This window comes from Azospirillum tabaci (genome assembly GCF_014596085.1).
GTDB classification, from domain to species: Bacteria; Pseudomonadota; Alphaproteobacteria; order Azospirillales; family Azospirillaceae; genus Azospirillum; species Azospirillum tabaci.
The window spans coordinates 213,192-229,796 of sequence record NZ_JACCJY010000003.1; the positions used below are offsets into that span (position 1 = coordinate 213,192).

Genomic DNA, 16,605 nt, shown 5'->3' on the forward strand with positions numbered 1-16,605 from the left:
AGGCCGCCGATGCTGAAGCACATCCTGACCTCCCTGACCGGCGGCCCGGTCACCGAAGCCGCTCCGGCCCCCGCCGATCCGGCGTTGGCGGAACTGGCCGGAAAGCTCGACAAGGCCGCCAAGGCCCGGCTGGGCCGCAGCCTGTCAATCCGCGAGGTCGATGCGGGGTCCTGCAACGGCTGCGAGCTGGAAATCCACGCGCTGAACAATCCGATCTACGACCTGGAGCGCTTCGGCATCCGCTTCGTCGCCTCGCCGCGCCACGCCGACGTCCTGCTGGTCACCGGTCCGGTCGCCCGCAACATGCGCGAGGCGCTGGTCCGCACCTGGGACGCCACGCCCGGTCCGAAATGGCTGGTGGCCTGCGGCGACTGCGCCGTCAGCGGCGGGCTTTTTGCCGGCGGCTACGCCTGCGACGGCCCGGTGGAGCAGGTGCTGCCGGTGGATCTGCGCATCCCCGGCTGTCCGCCGCGGCCAACCGATCTGCTGGCCGGCCTGCTGGCCTTGCTGGAGACCAGCGCGGCGCGGTGAGGGAGGGTCAGGATTCCCCGCGTTCCTCGCGCTTGGCCTGCTGCCAGAAAGCCTCCATCTCGTCCAGCGACGCCTCCTTGGGCGTGCGGCCCTGTTCGGACAGAAGCGCCTCGATGCGGTGGAAGCGGCGTTCGAACTTGGCGTTGGTGCCGCGCAGCGCCGATTCCGGCTCGACCTTCAGGCGGCGGGCAAGATTGACCAGCGCGAAGAGAAGGTCGCCCAACTCGTCGGCTACCCGTTCCGGGGCGGAGCCGCTGTCCATCTCATGGCGGAGTTCGCGGACCTCCTCCTCGATCTTGTCGAGGATGTCCCGCGCGTCGGTCCAGTCGAAGCCGACGCGCGCGGCGCGGTTCTGCAGCTTCAAGGCGCGGGTGAGGGCGGGCAGGCCGGCGATCACGCCTTCCAGGGCGGACGGGGCGCGGCCTTCCTCGGCGGCCTTTGCCGCGCGCTCGGCGGCCTTGTGGTCTTCCCAGCGCGAGGTCTGCATGTCGGCACCCTTTACTTCCTCGGCGCCGAAGACGTGGGGGTGGCGGCGGATCATCTTGTCGGCGATGACACCCGCGACCTCGTCGAAGTCAAACAGGTTCTCCTCGCGGGCCATCTGGCTGTAATAGACCACCTGGAAGAGCAGGTCGCCCAGCTCCTCGCGCAGCGCCGGCATGTCGCCTTTCTCGATGGCGTCGGCCACCTCATAGGCTTCTTCAATCGTGTGCGGCGCGATCGTGGCGTAGGTCTGCTCCAGATCCCACGGGCATCCGCCGTTGGGGTCGCGCAGGCGGGCCATGACGTCGATCAGGCGGTCGATGTTGCGGGCCATGGAAAACCATCTTCGGCAGCGGAACGGATCAGGGAGGGGACCTTAGCCGAGCCATTGCCGGGAGAAAAGCAAACACGTCCCGTCGACGCATCGTCGCCGCACCTAAATCATATAAGCTTGATTATGGAAAATAATATCACGGAGACGCGAGGAGGGCGGTGTTTGTCCGCCCTCCGTTTCCCGGCGTCAGCCACCGCGAAATCCCTTCAGACTCTCAGCGGGTGGCGCAGGCGGAAAATCCGCGTTGCGGGCCACCTCGATCAGCGATTCCACGAAGGAGCGGTACGGATCGCCGGCGGGCTCGGGGGCGTCCGCCGGTTCGACCGGCCCGTCATAGCCGGTGTCGCTCGGAGTGAGCGCTCCATACACGGAGCTATCCAGCGTCGGCGACAGAAAAATCGAATGGGTCGTCGCGTCGGGCTCGCCGACATGGCGCTGGGAACGCATCAGCGAGAAATTCCCATCGGCATCCGGCTTCGACAGGACCATCACGCCATGCTCCACGGCCTCCTTGTCCCGCGCGTTCTGCCGCGCGTCGTTGTCGAAGGCGCTGCGTGGATAGATGCTTTCAATGCTCAAGGGGTCGTGAATGTTGGCCGTCTGCATGGATCACCCGCCATTGTTGCGTTGGTCCAACACGCACCGGCGATGGCGGGTTCCGCAACCGGGAACGGCTCACTCATTCATGGACGGGGCGTGCATGGTCGGCCGAGCCTTTCGGCGCTGCGGCGGCGCCACGCTGAGCACCGGTTCGGAGTCGATCGCACGAACCACCTCATGATCCAAGGCGACCTCCGCAGCATCGGAATCGGTGGTGCATTGCGCTGCACCGGCGCCCAACTCCGTCCCGCCTGTGGGCTGACACTCGGCGATCCGCTCGGCGCAGGCCGGGAGCGCCAGCAGTGACGCCACCAACAGCACGCGCTTCAGGGCAATGGCCTTCATGATCGGGCGCTCCGCAAGGCTCACGGCGGCCGTTTCCGGCATCCTGGCACTATAAGGCCGCCGTGCCCGCAGAGTTCCCACCGAATCCGGTCCTCTGCGGAGGACGTGTGCGGTAGTCCGGTGCGTGCTTGCCTTAACCGAACAGATGCCGGTGCATTGCCTCCCAACTCGCGCGGTCGGGGGTCAGCATTACCCCACCGTTGAGGGCGGTCGGACGATAGGGCGAGCCGTCGAACAGCGCGCTGTAGCCGCCGGCCTCTGTGTGGAGCAGGACGCCCGCCGCGTGGTCCCAGGGCATCAGGCGGTGGTACATCGAGAAATGCGCCCGGCCGTCGAGCAGACGCAGATACTCCTGCGCGGCGCTGGACAGGCAGACGCGCGGGCCGAGGGAACGGCCGCGCTCGTCCAATTGGCGCCCCAGATCCTCCGCGCAGAACCGCGTCGACAGGGCTCCGGTCATCTCGGCCAGGGGGACCGCCGGGGCGACCGTGACGCGTTTGCCGTTCAGGTGGGCGCCCTGCCCTTTCACCGCCGTGGCGATGCGCCCGTCGCACGGGTCATAGATCCAGCCGGCCAGCGTCTCGCCGCGGCAGGCCAAGGCAATGATCACGGCGAAGAGCGGCCGCCCGTTCGCGAAGTTCAGGGTGCCGTCGATCGGGTCGATGATCCACACCGGCGCGTCGCCGTGGATGCGGTCGAGCAGGGACTTGTCCTCGGAGACGGCCTCCTCCCCCACCACCGTGCTGCCGGGAAGCAGGTCCAGCAGGCGCGGCGTCAGGGCGCGTTCGCCCGCCTCGTCGGCCAGGGTCACGAGATCCGCTGGCCCGGTCTTCTCGCGGATGCCGGCGTTCGCCAGATCGCGGAAATAGGGAAGGATCTCGCTCTCCGCGACCTCGCGGATGATCGCGGAGACGCGGTCGACGTCAGGAATCGGAAAATTCGTCACGGTTTCGGTGCCGTTTTGTTGGATCGGGGGTCGAGTCTCAGGACCGTTCCGCCATCCTTCGGCGGCTCCGGCAGCATGACTTTGCCGTCCAAACCGCTGTCTTTCAACGCTTTGACCAACGCGTCATAGGTGGCTTGATCGGCCGCCGGGTTCGGGGCGGGCGACGTGCCGGTCAATGGGCCGGGTTCCGGCGGCTTGCGCGGCGCGTTCGGATCGGGCGGGGACTGCGGCGCGTCGCGCGCTTCCCGCGTCTCTTCCTTGGGCGGCGGCGGGGGCGGACGCCACAGGCGGAAACAGTCGGTGAAGGTGGCTTCCTTGCAGGCCTTCAGCAGTTCCTTCGGATCCGGCGCCACGACCAGCGGGCTGAATGGGGCGGGAGGAAACGCCGCGGGCTCCGGTGGCAGGGGGTCCTCCGGCGCGACCGGCGGCTCCTCGACGAATCCCGGTGGCAGCGCCCGCTCGGCGGCGGCAACGGTGCCCGCGAAGGCCAAAAGTGCCACGGGCAGAAGGACGAGCGGTACGCGCAAGGGAATCCGGACGAAAGAAGAAGCGGGCCGAGTGCCCATTATGGCGCCCTGCCCGCCGCATAGCCACGGACAAATCCTTGTCGCGGCACCCTCCCCGCTCCGTCAGGAGCGCGGCAGGCTGTCGCTGGGGGTGGCGTGCAGCGCCCAGGCGGCCAGTTCGGACCGCAGGGCGGCAATCTTGCTGCTTTCCGTCGGGTTGGTTTCCTTGCGCCAGGCGTCGCTGATGATTTCCAGAAGACGGGCGCGTCCGGCGTTGTCGCGCGACAGTTCCTGGATGCGCAGCACCGCGGCACCGGGCGACAACTGCTCCTGCCGGGCGACCAGGGTCACCTGATCGGCCAGAAAGGCGGTGATCGAAAAGTGTGTTGGATCGGTCTGCAAACGCATAGGCGGGCCTCCTCCCGGGGATACCCATCGGCTCCCCGGCTCAAATATCGGGGGCGCGTTGGGAAAAGGCTACACCTCGGACGTCGTAGGACGGGGCTGAAATCGGGCGCGTCATGTCGTCGCACGTGCACGAACGAATTATGACGCGCCCGATTCCTTTATGGCGAAAGATCAGCCGTGCACGAACCGTTTCTCGAAACGGGCCAGATCCGCCGGGTCGATGGCCACCTGGATGTGGGCCTGGACCTCGTCGTCCCGCCGCTCCAGCACCTCACCTTTTGCATAGAGCCACGCGAGCGCCGCTCCGTCCCCCAGCTCGACGGACAGGTCCACCACATGGCGGTGGGCGTTCATCCGCTGGTCGAGCAGCCGGTCGAGATCGGCGATCCCCGCCCCCGACAGGGCGGACACCGCGACGGCGCGCGGGTTGCGGGCGGTCTGGGCCAGGATCGCATCGCGAGACTCCTCGTCCAGCGCGTCGATCTTGTTCAGCACCTCGATCACGCGGTCGTCGGCGTCAGGGTCGATGCCCATGTCGCTCATGACCTCGTGCACGTCGGCCTTCTGGGCCTCGCTGTCCTGGTGGGACACGTCGCGGACATGCAGGATGATGTCGGCGGCGTCGACCTCCTCCAGCGTGGCGCGGAAGGCGGCGACGAGGCCGTGCGGCAGGTCGGAGATGAAGCCCACCGTGTCCGACAGGATCACCTTGCGCCCGGACGGCAGGGTCACCTGACGCATCGTCGGGTCGAGCGTGGCGAACAGCAGGTCCTTGGCGAAGACGTCGGCGTTGGCCAGCCGGTTGAACAGCGTCGACTTGCCGGCGTTGGTGTAGCCGACCAGCGCCACCACGGGGTACGGCACCTTGGCACGGGCCTTGCGGTGCAAACCACGGGTGCGGCGAACCTCCTCCAGCTCCTTCTTGATCTTGACGATGCGGTCGCCGATCAGGCGGCGGTCCATCTCGAGCTGGGATTCGCCGGGGCCGCCGAGGAAGCCGAAGCCGCCGCGCTGGCGTTCCAGGTGGGTCCAGGAACGGACGAGGCGCGATTTCTGGTAGGTCAGGGCGGCCAGCTCGACCTGGAGCATGCCTTCGCGCGTGCGGGCGCGGGCGCCGAAGATCTCCAGGATCAGGCCGGTGCGGTCGATGACCTTGACCTTCAGGGCCTTTTCCAGATTGCGCTGCTGCACCGGCGACAGCGCGTGGTCGAGGATGACGAGGGATGCCTCCGTCTCCTCCACGATCTGGGCAAAATGCTCCACCGTCCCCGACCCGAGAAGGATCGAAGGCTGCGGGCGGTTGACCCGCGCGCATTCGGCGTGCACGACCTCCAGATCGATGGCGCGGGCAAGGCCCACCGCCTCGTCCAGGCAGGATTCGGGATGGCGCAGGACCCCGTCCGCCTCATTGCGGAGGACGGGGTGGACCACGATGGCGCGGCCGGAGGCATCAGGCGTCCGGCCGTTGCCATTGGTCGAAAAATCAGACGTTTTCACCTTCCTTGGGCGGCTCGAAAAGTTGAATCGGATGCGCGGGCATCACGGTGGAGATGGCGTGCTTGTAGACGAGCTGCGAATGCGCATCGCGCCGCAGCAGTACCGAGAAGTTGTCGAACCAGGTGATGATTCCCTGAAGTTTAACACCGTTCACGAGGAACACGGTCACGGGAGTCTTGTTCTTGCGGACGTGGTTGAGGAACACGTCCTGCACGTTTTGGCTTTTTTCAGACATTTTATGTCGCCCCCTTCTTCAGTGTTTTTTGGGGCCCCTTGCTAGAAGCCCGCCCCCTGCAGCGATAAGGTCATGGTTGGTCGCAACCGTCTCGACTACTGGTCATCCGATATGGTGTCACCACCGCTGCCCACCAACCCGCACAATGCATGGCACGTGTCGTACCGGTGGGCCGGAGGGAAGCGGGTGAAGCCGCTCCCCTCGCCCGCCCCTATTAGCACCGGGACCATTCCCGCGCCATGGGCACATTCCATGTCGATGTCGGCGTCTCCCACGAACCAGACGTCCGGGCCGGGCGGAATGTTCGCCGGTTCCAGCGCCATCCGCACCGGCGCGCCGTGCGGCTTATCGAATTCGGCGTCCTGGGCGCCGACCAGACGCCCGAAATAGCCGGTCCAGCCCAGCGCGTCGGCCTCCGCCCGCAGGAAGCGGCCGGTCTTGTTCGACACCACCGCCTGATAGATTCCGCGCTCCGCGAAGCCGCGCAGCAGGGATTCCGCACCCGGCAGGGGTCGGAGATGCTCCAGGTGATGGGCCTCGAAATAGGCGTAGAAGAGGTCGCGCGCGTCCGTCCAGCGCTCCCCGAAGATGCGGGGGAAGCTGTCGCGAAGCGACTGCTTGATGCGCTCGCGTGCCTCCTCCTCGGTCCAGGCCGGATGACCGAAGGTGACCAGCGCGTGGTTCAGCGCGGCGCGCACGGTGCCCCAATTGTCGACCAGCGTGTTGTCCCAGTCGTAGAGGACGGCGCGCGGCAGCACGGGCAGGCGGTCGATGACGGTGGCGGCGTCGCTCATGACGGCACCCGTCCGGCCACGTAATCCAGATAGGCCTGCCGCAGTGTGCGGGTGATCGGCCCCGGCCTGCCCTCGCCCACCGGCTTCCCGTCGATGCGGGTCACCGGCAGCGCGAAGGTGCCGGCGGAGGACACGAAGGCTTCGCGGGCGGCGAGCGCCTCCTCCACCGTGAAGCTGCGCTCCTCCACCGGGATGCCGCGCTCGCCGGCCAGCCGCAGAAGCGACAGGCGGGTGATGCCGTTGAGGATCTTCTGCGACGGGGCGCGGGTCACCAGAACGCCGCCCTGCGTAACGATCCAGGCGTTGGAGGAGGAACCCTCCGTCACCGTCCCGTCCGGATCGATCAACCACGCTTCGTAGGCGCCCGCTTCGGCGGCCTGCTGCTTCGCCAGCACCGGGGCGAGAAGGCCGACCGTCTTGATGTCGCGCCGACCCCAGCGGATGTCGGGCACCGTGACCACGGCAACGCCCTTTTCGAGCTGCTCCGGCTTGGCGAAGGCGGTGACCCGCTTGATGGTCATCACCAGGGTCGCGGGGACGTCCACCGGGAATTTGAAGTCACGCGGGGCGACGCCGCGGGTGACCTGGATGTAGAGCGAACCGTTGCGGACGCCGTTCCGCCGCACCAGTTCGCGGGCGATCATCGTCACGACGCGGGGTGCCGCCGGCCAGTCCATGCGCAGCTCCGACAGGCTGCGGCCCAGACGCTCCATATGGCCGTCCAGATCCGCGAAGCGCCCGTCGAGGAGGGTCACCACCTCATAGACGCCGTCGGCGAACTGGAAGCCGCGGTCTTCGACATGGACCGCCGCCTGCCGGTGCGGCAGGTAACGGCCGTTGACGTATGCCCATCGAGCCATGGATGTTCTTTTTGTTGGTGCCGAAAACGATACGGGGAACGATCAGAAGAATTCAAGCCGGACGGCGAACATCTTCTCCACCTTTTTCACCTGACCGGCGGTGGCGAGAATGATGACGCGGTCCTTCGGACGGATCACCGTGGCGGGGCGCGGGATGATCACCTCGTCGCCGCGCACGATGGCTCCGACGATGACTCCGGAGGGCAGATTTACCTCCCGCAGCGGCGTGTTCACCACCGCGGAGGTTTCCAGTGCCTCGGCCTCGATGACTTCGGCGAAGCCGTCACGCAGGCTGTGCACCGCGCGGATGCGGCCGCGGCGGACGTGCTGGAGGATGTTCGACACGGTGATGGCGCGCGGGCTGACCACCGCGTCGATCCCCAGCGGCGACACCAGCGAGGTGTAGGACGCCTTGTTGATCAGCGTGATGGCGCGCTTCGCCCCGTGCCGCTTGGCGAGCAGCGAGGACAGGATGTTGCCCTCGTCGTCGTTGGTTACGGCGACCACCGTTTCGGTGGCCCGGACGTTGGCCTCCTCCAGGATTTCCGGGTCCAGCCCGTCGCCGTGCAGCACCATGATGCGCGACAGGCGCTGCGCCACGAACTGGGCGCGGCTGCGGTTCATCTCGATGATGCGGGCAGTGACGTGGGGGTATTTCGCCTCCAACTCCTCCGCCAGACAGAGTCCGATGTTGCCGCCACCGAGGATGATGATGCGGCGGGCTTCCACCTCCTCATGGCCGAAGGCGGCCATGGCGCGGTTGAGATGGCGGTTGTCGCAGGCGAAGTAGACCTCGTCGCCGGGCAGCATCTGGTCGTCGCCACCGGGGATGAAGGACCGGTCGTTGCGGATGATCGCCACCACCTCCAGCCCGAGATCGGGGAACAGGCCGGTCAGCTGGCGCAGCGGCGTGTGCAGCACCGGGCAGGTTTCCGTGCACAGCACGCCGACGACGCGGACCTTGCCGTCCGCGAGCGGAATCATGTCGAAGGCGCCCGGCACCTGGAGCCGACGGGCGATGGCGCGCGCCACCGCGATCTCGGGCGAGATGATGACGTCGATCGGCATGTGGTCGCGGCTGAACAGGTCCGCCCAGATCGGCTTCAGATAGCTCTGGTTGCGCACTCGGGCGATCTTGGTCGGCACTTTGAACAGAGCGTGCGCGACCTCGCAGGCCACCATGTTGATCTCGTCGATCTGGGTGACCGCGATGATCATGTCGGTCTCGCCCGCCCCCGCCGCCTCCAGAACGTCAGGGTGGGAGGCGTGGCCGACCATGGCCTGCACGTCGAGCGTGTCGCTGATCCGCTGGATGAGTTCCGGCGAATGGTCGATCACCGTGACGTTGTTGCCCTCGGACGCCAGATAGCGCGCGATGTTCGAGCCGACCTGCCCGGCTCCGCAAACGATGACCTTCACGGCCTTCTTACCCTTCCCTGCCCCACCTGTGTCACCAACGCGCTCATTCCACGAACAGCTTGCCCTTCTCGCTGCCGTGCACGCCGAGCGATTTCAGCTTCCGGTGCAAGGCGGAGCGCTCCATCCCCACGAAGGAGGCGGTGCGGGAGATGTTGCCGCCGAAGCGCGTCACCTGGGCCAGAAGATATTCGCGCTCGAACACCTCGCGCGCCTCACGGAGCGGCAGGCCCATGATCTCGCCCCCCTTGTCCCATTTCAGGACGGTGGGGGTGATGGCGCCGATCTCCGGCGGAAGCTGGTCGGCGCGGATCGGCTCCTTGGGGTCGCCCTGCGCCATGATGAGCAGCCAATCGACCACGTTGCGCAGTTGGCGCACGTTGCCCGGCCAGTCGTAGGCCTGGAGCGCGGCCATGGCGTCCTCGCCGAACTCACGGGCCGGCAGACCCGCGGCTTCGGCGGAGCGCTGCATGAAATGGCGGGCCAGCAGAGGAATGTCCTCGCGCCGCTCGGCCAGCGAGGGCACGCGGATCGGCACGACGGCGAGGCGATAGAACAGATCCTGGCGGAAGCGGCCCTGGTCGATTTCCGCCTGAAGGTCGCGGTTGGAGGTGGCGACGACGCGCACGTCCACCTCGACCCGCTGGCCACCGCCGACCCGCTCGAACACCTGCTCCTGCAGGGCGCGGACAATCTTGCCCTGGGTTTCGAGCGGCATGTCGGCCACCTCGTCGAGCAGCAGCGTGCCCCCATGGGCCTGCTCGAAGGTGCCGATCTTGCGGCCGCCACCGTCCACCCCGGCCTCCGTCCCGAACAGCTCCATCTCCAGCCGGTCGGGGCGCATGGTGGCGCAGTTCAGCCCGACGAAGGGACCGCCGGCCCGGCGCGACCGCGCGTGGATCAGCCGGGCCACCACCTCCTTGCCGGAGCCGGCGGGGCCGGTGATCAGGACGCGGCTTCCCGTGGGCGCCACCTTCTCGATGCTCTGGCGGACGTGGTTGACGGCGGTGGATCGGCCGATCAGCTCCACCTCTCCGCCGGCCCGCAGCTTCAGCTCCTCGTTCTCGCGCTTCAGCCGGGCCGCCTCGATGGCGCGGTCGACCATCAGCAGCAGCCGGTCGGCCTTGAAAGGCTTCTCGATGAAGTCGTAGGCGCCGATCTTGATCGCCGAGACGGCGGTCTCGATGTTGCCGTGGCCCGAGATCATGATGACTGGCAGGTTCCGGTGGTCGCGCATCAACTGTTCGAGGATTTGAAGCCCGTCGAGCCGGCTGCCCTGAAGCCAGATGTCCAGAACCACGAGGCTCGGACGGCGCGCCGAGACCTGGGCGAACGCCTGATCAGCGTCGGCGGCCTCGCGCGTCTTCATGCCTTCGTCGTTCAGGATGCCGGCGATCAGCATCCGGATGTCCGCTTCGTCGTCGACGATCAGAATGTCATGCGCCATGGGCTGCGTGCCTCTTCTCTTCACCGGTCTCCGCCGGCGTACCAACGCCGCCGGGGGCGTCGCCCGCGGCCGTGCCGGAGCTGGTGGACGTGTTGGGGATGACCAGACCGACGCGCGCCCCGCCGCCTTCGCGGTCCTCCAGGGTCAGCACGCCGCCATGGTCCTCCATGATCTTCTTGACGATTGCCAGCCCCAGTCCCGTGCCTTTCGCGCGCGTCGTCACGTAGGGTTCGGTCAGCCGGTCGCGCTCCTCGGTCGGCAACCCCTTGCCGTTGTCCTCGACGATCATGGCGATGCGCTCGGCATCGGTCTCGACCCGGATGGCGACGTGGCCGGGCGGCAGTTCCGCGCCTTCGGCGGGCGGCGGGCGGCCTTCGATGGCGTCCGCGGCGTTCTGCAGCAGGTTGGTCAGCGCCTGGCTGATCTGGCGGCTGTCGCAGGGCACCGTCAGCGGCCCCTGGGGAAGCTGCATGTCGAACTTGATCTTCCCGGCGTGCGCGCTGGACTGCAGGAACACCGCCTGCCGGACGAGGTCGTTGAGATTGCAGGGCTTCATCACCGGCTGCGGCATGCGCGCGAAGGCCGAGAACTCGTCCACCATGCGCCGGATGTCGTCCACCTGCCGGACGATGGTGTCCGTGCACATGGTGAAGACCTCGGTGTCGCTGGTGATCTCCTTCAGGTACTTGCGGCGCAGCCGTTCGGCGGAGAGCTGGATCGGCGTCAGCGGATTCTTGATCTCGTGGGCGATGCGGCGGGCGACGTCGGCCCAGGCTGCCTTGCGTTGCGCGGAAACCAGTTCGGTGATGTCGTCAAAGGTCACGACATAGCCGCGGATGTCCCCGCTGCCCCGCCCTTCGGTGGAGATGCGGACGAGCAGGGTCAGCGGCGTCGTGCCGGGACGGCGGATCTGGATCTGATCCTGCACCACGCGGCCGGGGCGGCCCGGCGCATGGTCCAGAAGCTCCCCCATCTCCGGCGACAAATCGGCAAGCTTCACCCCGACCATGCTGTCCGCATCGTCGACGCCGAGAAGGCGCGCGGCCGAGAAATTGGGCAGCGTGACGCGCCCTTCCGCGTCCAATCCGATCACGCCCGCCGACACGCCGCCCAGCACGGTCTCGGTGAAGCGGCGTCGCTCGTCGATCAGGCGGTTGGCGGATAGAAGCTCGTGCCGTTGGCTTTCGATCTCCGTGGTCATGCGATTGAAGGCGCGCGACAGCAGACCAAGCTCGTCCTCGGCGGGCGGCTCGGTCACGCGCACGGTCAGGTCGCCGGCGCGCACCCGCTCGGCCGCCCCGATCAGGGCGCTGATCGGCCGCGCCAGCCGCGTCGCAAAGATCAGCCCGGCCCACACCGCAGCCAGCAGAAGCAGCAGAGCCACGACCAGGAAGATCAGGGTGAAGGTGATCTGCAGACTGCCGCGCTGGCTTTCCAGCGCCCCGAATTCCCGCACCGCCCCTTCCGCCGAGGCCATGTGCGAGAGCACGCGCGGCTCCACCATGCGCCCGACATAGAGATAGGTGTCGGCGAAGCGGTCGAGCCGGACCAGGGCGCGCACCCGGTCGTCGTTCTCGCTGACGATCATCGCCACCTCGCCGCGGCGGGCGGTGGCGAGCTTGTCGTCGGGGATCGGGTCGAACTCCAGCGCGAAGGTGTAGCCGGAGCGCGCGACGATGGCGCCGGTCGTCCCGTTGAAGACGATGGCCTCTGACAGGGCGCGCAGCATCGCCTGGGTGGCGACCACCTGCTCGAACCGCTCGGGATCGCTGGCGAGGCGCGCCGCCTCCTGGTTCAGGTCGTTCGCCATGGCGAGCGCGTCGGCGCGGATGTTCTGCTGGTGCTCATGCAGATAGGCGCTGGCCACCGCCAGGGACTCGTTCACCGCCGTGCGCACCCGTTCGCTGAACCAGGACTGCACGCCGACATAGAAGAAGACCGTGGAGAAGATGGCCATGATGATGGCCGGCGCGACGGCGAGCAGGCTGAACACGGCGACCAGCCGTACATGCATCTGCGACCCGGCGAGGCCGCGCCGCCGCCCGATCCACAGATAGACAATGCGCCGCGCGATCAGCACGCCGAGCAGAAGCAGCAACGCCAGATCGAGGGTCAGCAGCCACGTGACGGTGCGCGGGTTGGTTTCCCCGAAGGGTGCGCTCTCCGTCAGTGCCGTGTACGTTGCAAATCCCGCCACCAGGGCCGCCAGCGACAGCGCGAAGGCAAGCCGCTTCGCCAGCCCGACACGGGCTGCCCAGCGAAGGAACTGCTGCCAAAGCGGCGTGGCGGCTTCAGGGGGTGTAGGCGACATCAATCCGGCAACCTGTCTGTTGCCAGAATGATACACGAGCTGTTGCCGTCCTGCCAAGCGGCAACCCCTCTGCCTTTCGCACAGTCCCTAAGGAGCATCGCGAAGGGCAGAGGCGCCGGAAGCCTGTCGCAAAAACACCACGCTGTGGGATCGGGGCGGCGCCGGGCTTCGGCCCCCGACGCCGGATCACTTCAACCCGCGCACCACCTGGATGTCGAGATCGCGGATCTTCTTGCGCAACGTGTTGCGGTTGAGGCCGAGCAACTGCGCCGCCTTGATCTGGTTGCCGCGCGTGGCCGAGAGGCTGAGCGAAATCAAAGGCCGCTCCACCTCGCGCAGCACCCGGTCGTAGAGGCCGTTCGACGGCATGCCGTCCTTGTGCGCAGCGAAATAGTCCTTGAGGTGCCGCTCCACCGCGGCGGACAACCCCTCGCCCTGCGGCTCCTCCACCGGCTGGGCCGCCGGGGTGGCGTCGGCAAGCTCCGCCTCCACCACGTCCAGCCCGATGACCTCCTGCGAATAGAGCGCGGCGAGGCGACGGACAAGATTCTCCAGTTCACGCACGTTGCCCGGCCAGCGGTAGCGCTTCAACCGGTCCATGGCGGGCTGGTCGATGCTCTTCACCGGCAGCCCCTGGGCCGAGCACTGGTTCAGGAAATGGCGGACCAGGAGCGGCACGTCCTCCGTACGCTCGCGCAGCGGCGGCAGGCGGATGGGAACGACGCACAGGCGGTAGAACAGATCCTCGCGGAACAAGCCCTGGCGGATCAGGGTGCGCAGGTCGCGGTGGGTCGCGGCGACGATGCGTACGTCCGTCTTGATGGGTGTACGCCCGCCGACGGTGGTGTACTCGCCCTCCTGCAGCACGCGCAGCAGGCGCGTCTGCGCCTCCAGCGGCATGTCGCCGATCTCGTCGAGGAACAGGGTGCCGCCCTGCGCCTGCTCGAACCGGCCGGTGGAGCGGTTGGTGGCCCCGGTGAAGGCGCCCTTCTCGTGGCCGAACAGCTCGGACTCGATCAGTTCGCGCGGGATGGCCGCCATGTTGATGGCGACGAAGGGACCGTTGCGGCGCTTGCCGTAATCATGCAGCGCGCGGGCTACCAGTTCCTTGCCGGTGCCCGACTCGCCGGTGATGGTCACCGTCAGGTCGGTGCCCATCAAACGGGCAAGGACGCGGTAGATCTCCTGCATGGCCGGCGAGCGGCCGATCAGGGGAAGCTGCTCGTCCGCCTCCCCCGCGTCGGCGGGCAGAGAAGCCGGCGGGGTGTTGGAGTTCAGCGCCCGCTCGACGACCGAGACAAGCTCCTTCAGGTCGAAGGGTTTGGGCAGATACTCGAAAGCACCGCGCTCCGCCGCCTTCACGGCGGTGATCAGCGTGTTCTGCGCGCTCATCACGATGATGCGCAGGTCGGGCCGGATCTTCTTGATCCGCGGGATCAGATCCAGGCCGTTCTCGTCGGGCATCACCACGTCGGTGATGATGAGGTCGCCCTGCCCGTCCGCCACCCAGCGCCAAAGCGTGGAGGCGTTGCCGGTGGTGCGCACCTCATGCCCGAGGCGGGCGAGCGCCTGGGTCAGCACGGTGCGGATGGCGCGGTCGTCATCCGCAACCAGGATCGTGGCTGCACTCATCCGATGGCCCCTCGGATGCCTCTGGCCGGTGCAGGATCGCCGCTCATCTGCGCTTCATCGAACATGGGTAGCGAGACCTTGAAGACGGTGCGGCGCGGCTGGCTATCAAATTCGATGACGCCACCGTGGTCGCCGACAATTTTGGCTACCAATGCAAGCCCCAGGCCAGTCCCATTGACCTTCGTCGTGATGAACGCATCGAACAGGTTGGAGCGCAGGTCGTCGGGTATGCCGTCCCCATTATCCTGAACGGACACCAGCAACGGGAGATGCAGGCGGGTGTCGCCGCCGGGCAGGGCCATGCGGACGCCGTGCTGATAAGATGTGCTGAGAATGATCTCGCCGCCCGATTCCGGTGCAGCTTCTGCCGCATTTTTAATCAGGTTGAGGAAAATCTGGATGAGCTGGTCGCGGTTGCCATAGACCGGCGGCAGGGACGGGTCGTACCGCTCGATGAAGCGGATGTTCCGCGCGAATCCGCTCTGGGCCACCTTGCGGACATGCTCCAGAACGGTGTGGATGTTCACCGCGTCGCGCTCCAGCGGGCGCTGGTCCGAGAAGACCTCCATCCGGTTGACCAGGGCGACGATGCGGTCGGCCTCGTCGCAGATCAGCCGGGTCAGCACCCGGTCGGACTCGCTGCAGTTCTCCTCCAGGAGCTGCGCGGCCCCGCGGATGCCCGACAGCGGGTTCTTCACCTCGTGCCCCAGCATCGACGCCATCGCGGTGACCGAGCGGGCGGCGTTGCGGTGGGTCAGCGAGTTGTCGATCTTGCGGGCCAGCGTGCGCTCGTTGACCGTCAGCAGCACATGGTCGGCGGGCTCGCCCAGGGCGGTCACCCGCACGGTGACGTGGTGCGGGCCGATGCGCGGCGTGTCGATGACGACGCCCTCTTGCGAGGCGCGGTGGCGGCCCTGCTGGACCTGCTCGATCAACTGGCTGACCGGACTGTTGGGCGGCAGAAGCTCCGCCAGCGGCATGCCTTCCATCATGGCGGCGGACAGGCCGAAGAACTCCTGCGCCTCCAGATTCACATAACGGATGTCGCCGGCACCATCGACGACCAGGACGGGGTCGGGGAGCGCGTTCAGCATGACGGACGGATCGATGCAGGAGCGGACGGGGCGGTAGGAACTGGAGGGTGCACGGGGCCGCGCCGGGCGGCGGGGCAATGGAGCAGCGGCAGATGCACGGGCCATCAGGCAGCCATCCTTTCGATCGCCGGGGCATAGAAGTCGCGGATGAAGCCGCGCACTCGTTCGGGATCGGACATGCGGTTGACCTCCGACCGGAATTCGGCGGAGTCGCGCAGGCCCGTGGAGTACCAGGAGATGTGCTTGCGGGCGACGCGCAGCCCGCCCTCGACGCCGTAATGGGTCAGCATGGCGTCGTAATGCTCCAGCAGCGTGTCGAGCTGCTCGTGGAGCGGCGGGTCGGGCAACCGCTCGCCGGTGCGGATGTAATGCATCACCTGGGCGGGGAACCAGGGGCGCCCGTAGGCGCCGCGCCCGATCATCACCCCATCGGCGCCAGACTCGGCGAGCGCACGGTCCACGGCGTCGAAGGACGTGATGTCGCCGTTGACCACCACCGGGATCGACACCGCGTCCTTCACGGAGCGGATGAAGGACCAGTCGGCGGTGCCGTTGTAGAACTGCTCGCGGGTGCGGCCGTGAATGGTGACCAGCTTGATCCCGCACTCCTCCGCGATGCGGGCCAGCCGGGGCGCGTTGAGGCTGTTGTCGTCCCAGCCCTTGCGCATCTTCAGCGTCACCGGGATGGAGACCGCCTTTGCCGTGGCCTCCAGGATGCGGGCGGCGAGCGCCTCGTCCCGCATCAGGGAGGAGCCGGCGTGGCCGTTGACCACCTTCTTCACTGGACAGCCGAAGTTGATGTCGATGATGGCGGCCCCGCGGTCCTCGTTCAGCTTCGCCGCCTCGGCCATCACGTCGGGCTCGCACCCGGCAAGCTGGACCGCCATGGGGAACTGCTCCGGCTCGCATTCGACCATGCGCAGGGTCTGGCGGTTCTCGCGGATCATCGCCTGGCTCGCGACCATCTCGGATACGACCAGCCCGCAGCCGGACTGCTTCACCAGCCGCCGGAACGGCAGGTCGGTGACGCCGGACATAGGGGCGAGGATCACCGGACCCTCAAGCGAGATGGTGCCGATTTGAATGGCCATGTTCACCTGCCCACATGATGGGCACATTAGCTATATGATGAGAATTTGTGCACGGTAGCACAGCGTTTCGGCATG

At 67.4% G+C, this 16,605-nt stretch carries 17 protein-coding genes; 1 reads left to right on the plus strand and 16 read right to left on the minus strand.

Annotated elements, in window-relative coordinates; genetic code table 11:
- The first annotated feature begins 9 nt into the window (after positions 1–9).
- Entirely contained in the window at positions 10–531 is a 522-nt protein-coding gene (locus H0B54_RS06055) for an NADH-quinone oxidoreductase subunit B family protein (RefSeq protein ID WP_188259622.1), read from the plus strand.
- Between the two features lie 7 nt (positions 532–538).
- On the opposite strand, the gene mazG is transcribed toward H0B54_RS06055, so the two are convergent.
- From mazG to dusB, 16 genes are all read right to left on the minus strand, one after another.
- Positions 539–1,348 carry a nucleoside triphosphate pyrophosphohydrolase gene (mazG, locus tag H0B54_RS06060; protein ID WP_188259623.1) on the minus strand — a complete coding sequence of 270 codons (810 nt, stop codon included), beginning with the start codon at positions 1,346–1,348 and terminating at the stop codon, positions 539–541.
- Between the two features lie 186 nt (positions 1,349–1,534).
- A complete protein-coding gene (locus tag H0B54_RS06065) occupies positions 1,535–1,954 on the minus strand; it encodes a hypothetical protein (RefSeq protein ID WP_188259624.1) in 420 nt (139 codons plus the stop codon).
- 69 nt (positions 1,955–2,023) lie between these two features.
- The gene (locus H0B54_RS06070; protein WP_246472356.1) at positions 2,024–2,293 is read right to left on the minus strand and encodes a hypothetical protein; all 270 of its coding nucleotides are present in this window, start codon (positions 2,291–2,293) and stop codon (positions 2,024–2,026) included.
- 133 nt (positions 2,294–2,426) lie between these two features.
- The gene (locus tag H0B54_RS06075) at positions 2,427–3,239 is read right to left on the minus strand and encodes an inositol monophosphatase family protein (protein WP_188259626.1); all 813 of its coding nucleotides are present in this window, start codon (positions 3,237–3,239) and stop codon (positions 2,427–2,429) included.
- Positions 3,236–3,766, minus strand: coding sequence for a hypothetical protein (locus H0B54_RS06080; protein WP_246472357.1), 531 nt, complete (start codon positions 3,764–3,766; stop codon positions 3,236–3,238). Before H0B54_RS06080 ends, H0B54_RS06075 begins: the two co-directional genes overlap by 4 nt.
- 102 nt (positions 3,767–3,868) lie before the next feature.
- Positions 3,869–4,153: a hypothetical protein gene (locus H0B54_RS06085; protein WP_035675976.1), complete on the minus strand. Its 285-nt coding sequence runs from the start codon at positions 4,151–4,153 to the stop codon at positions 3,869–3,871.
- Between the two features lie 171 nt (positions 4,154–4,324).
- Entirely contained in the window at positions 4,325–5,584 is a 1,260-nt protein-coding gene (hflX, locus tag H0B54_RS06090) for a GTPase HflX (RefSeq protein WP_188259628.1), read from the minus strand.
- A gap of 52 nt (positions 5,585–5,636) precedes the next feature.
- Complete coding sequence (gene hfq, locus H0B54_RS06095) at positions 5,637–5,885, minus strand: RNA chaperone Hfq (RefSeq protein WP_035675971.1); 249 nt, start codon at positions 5,883–5,885, stop codon at positions 5,637–5,639.
- Between the two features lie 95 nt (positions 5,886–5,980).
- Positions 5,981–6,679 carry an HAD hydrolase-like protein gene (locus tag H0B54_RS06100; protein ID WP_188259629.1) on the minus strand — a complete coding sequence of 233 codons (699 nt, stop codon included), beginning with the start codon at positions 6,677–6,679 and terminating at the stop codon, positions 5,981–5,983.
- Entirely contained in the window at positions 6,676–7,539 is an 864-nt protein-coding gene (locus H0B54_RS06105; protein ID WP_188259630.1) for a D-amino-acid transaminase, read from the minus strand. The genes H0B54_RS06100 and H0B54_RS06105 overlap by 4 nt, the downstream gene beginning before the upstream one ends.
- Before the next feature lie 42 nt (positions 7,540–7,581).
- Positions 7,582–8,958: a Trk system potassium transporter TrkA gene (trkA, locus tag H0B54_RS06110; RefSeq protein ID WP_188259631.1), complete on the minus strand. Its 1,377-nt coding sequence runs from the start codon at positions 8,956–8,958 to the stop codon at positions 7,582–7,584.
- Between the two features lie 43 nt (positions 8,959–9,001).
- Entirely contained in the window at positions 9,002–10,402 is a 1,401-nt protein-coding gene (gene ntrX / locus H0B54_RS06115) for a nitrogen assimilation response regulator NtrX (RefSeq protein ID WP_094302525.1), read from the minus strand.
- Positions 10,392–12,713 carry a sensor histidine kinase NtrY-like gene (locus H0B54_RS06120; RefSeq protein ID WP_188259632.1) on the minus strand — a complete coding sequence of 774 codons (2,322 nt, stop codon included), beginning with the start codon at positions 12,711–12,713 and terminating at the stop codon, positions 10,392–10,394. Before H0B54_RS06120 ends, ntrX begins: the two co-directional genes overlap by 11 nt.
- A 186-nt stretch (positions 12,714–12,899) precedes the next feature.
- Positions 12,900–14,345, minus strand: a complete 1,446-nt coding sequence (ntrC, locus tag H0B54_RS06125) for a nitrogen regulation protein NR(I) (RefSeq protein ID WP_094302527.1) — start codon at positions 14,343–14,345, stop codon at positions 12,900–12,902.
- Positions 14,342–15,544: a two-component system sensor histidine kinase NtrB gene (locus tag H0B54_RS06130; protein WP_188259633.1), complete on the minus strand. Its 1,203-nt coding sequence runs from the start codon at positions 15,542–15,544 to the stop codon at positions 14,342–14,344. The genes ntrC and H0B54_RS06130 overlap by 4 nt, the downstream gene beginning before the upstream one ends.
- Positions 15,544–16,530 (minus strand): tRNA dihydrouridine synthase DusB, encoded by a 987-nt coding sequence (dusB, locus tag H0B54_RS06135; RefSeq protein ID WP_188259634.1) that lies wholly within the window; start codon positions 16,528–16,530, stop codon positions 15,544–15,546. The genes H0B54_RS06130 and dusB overlap by 1 nt, the downstream gene beginning before the upstream one ends.
- Positions 16,531–16,605 lie beyond the last annotated feature (75 nt).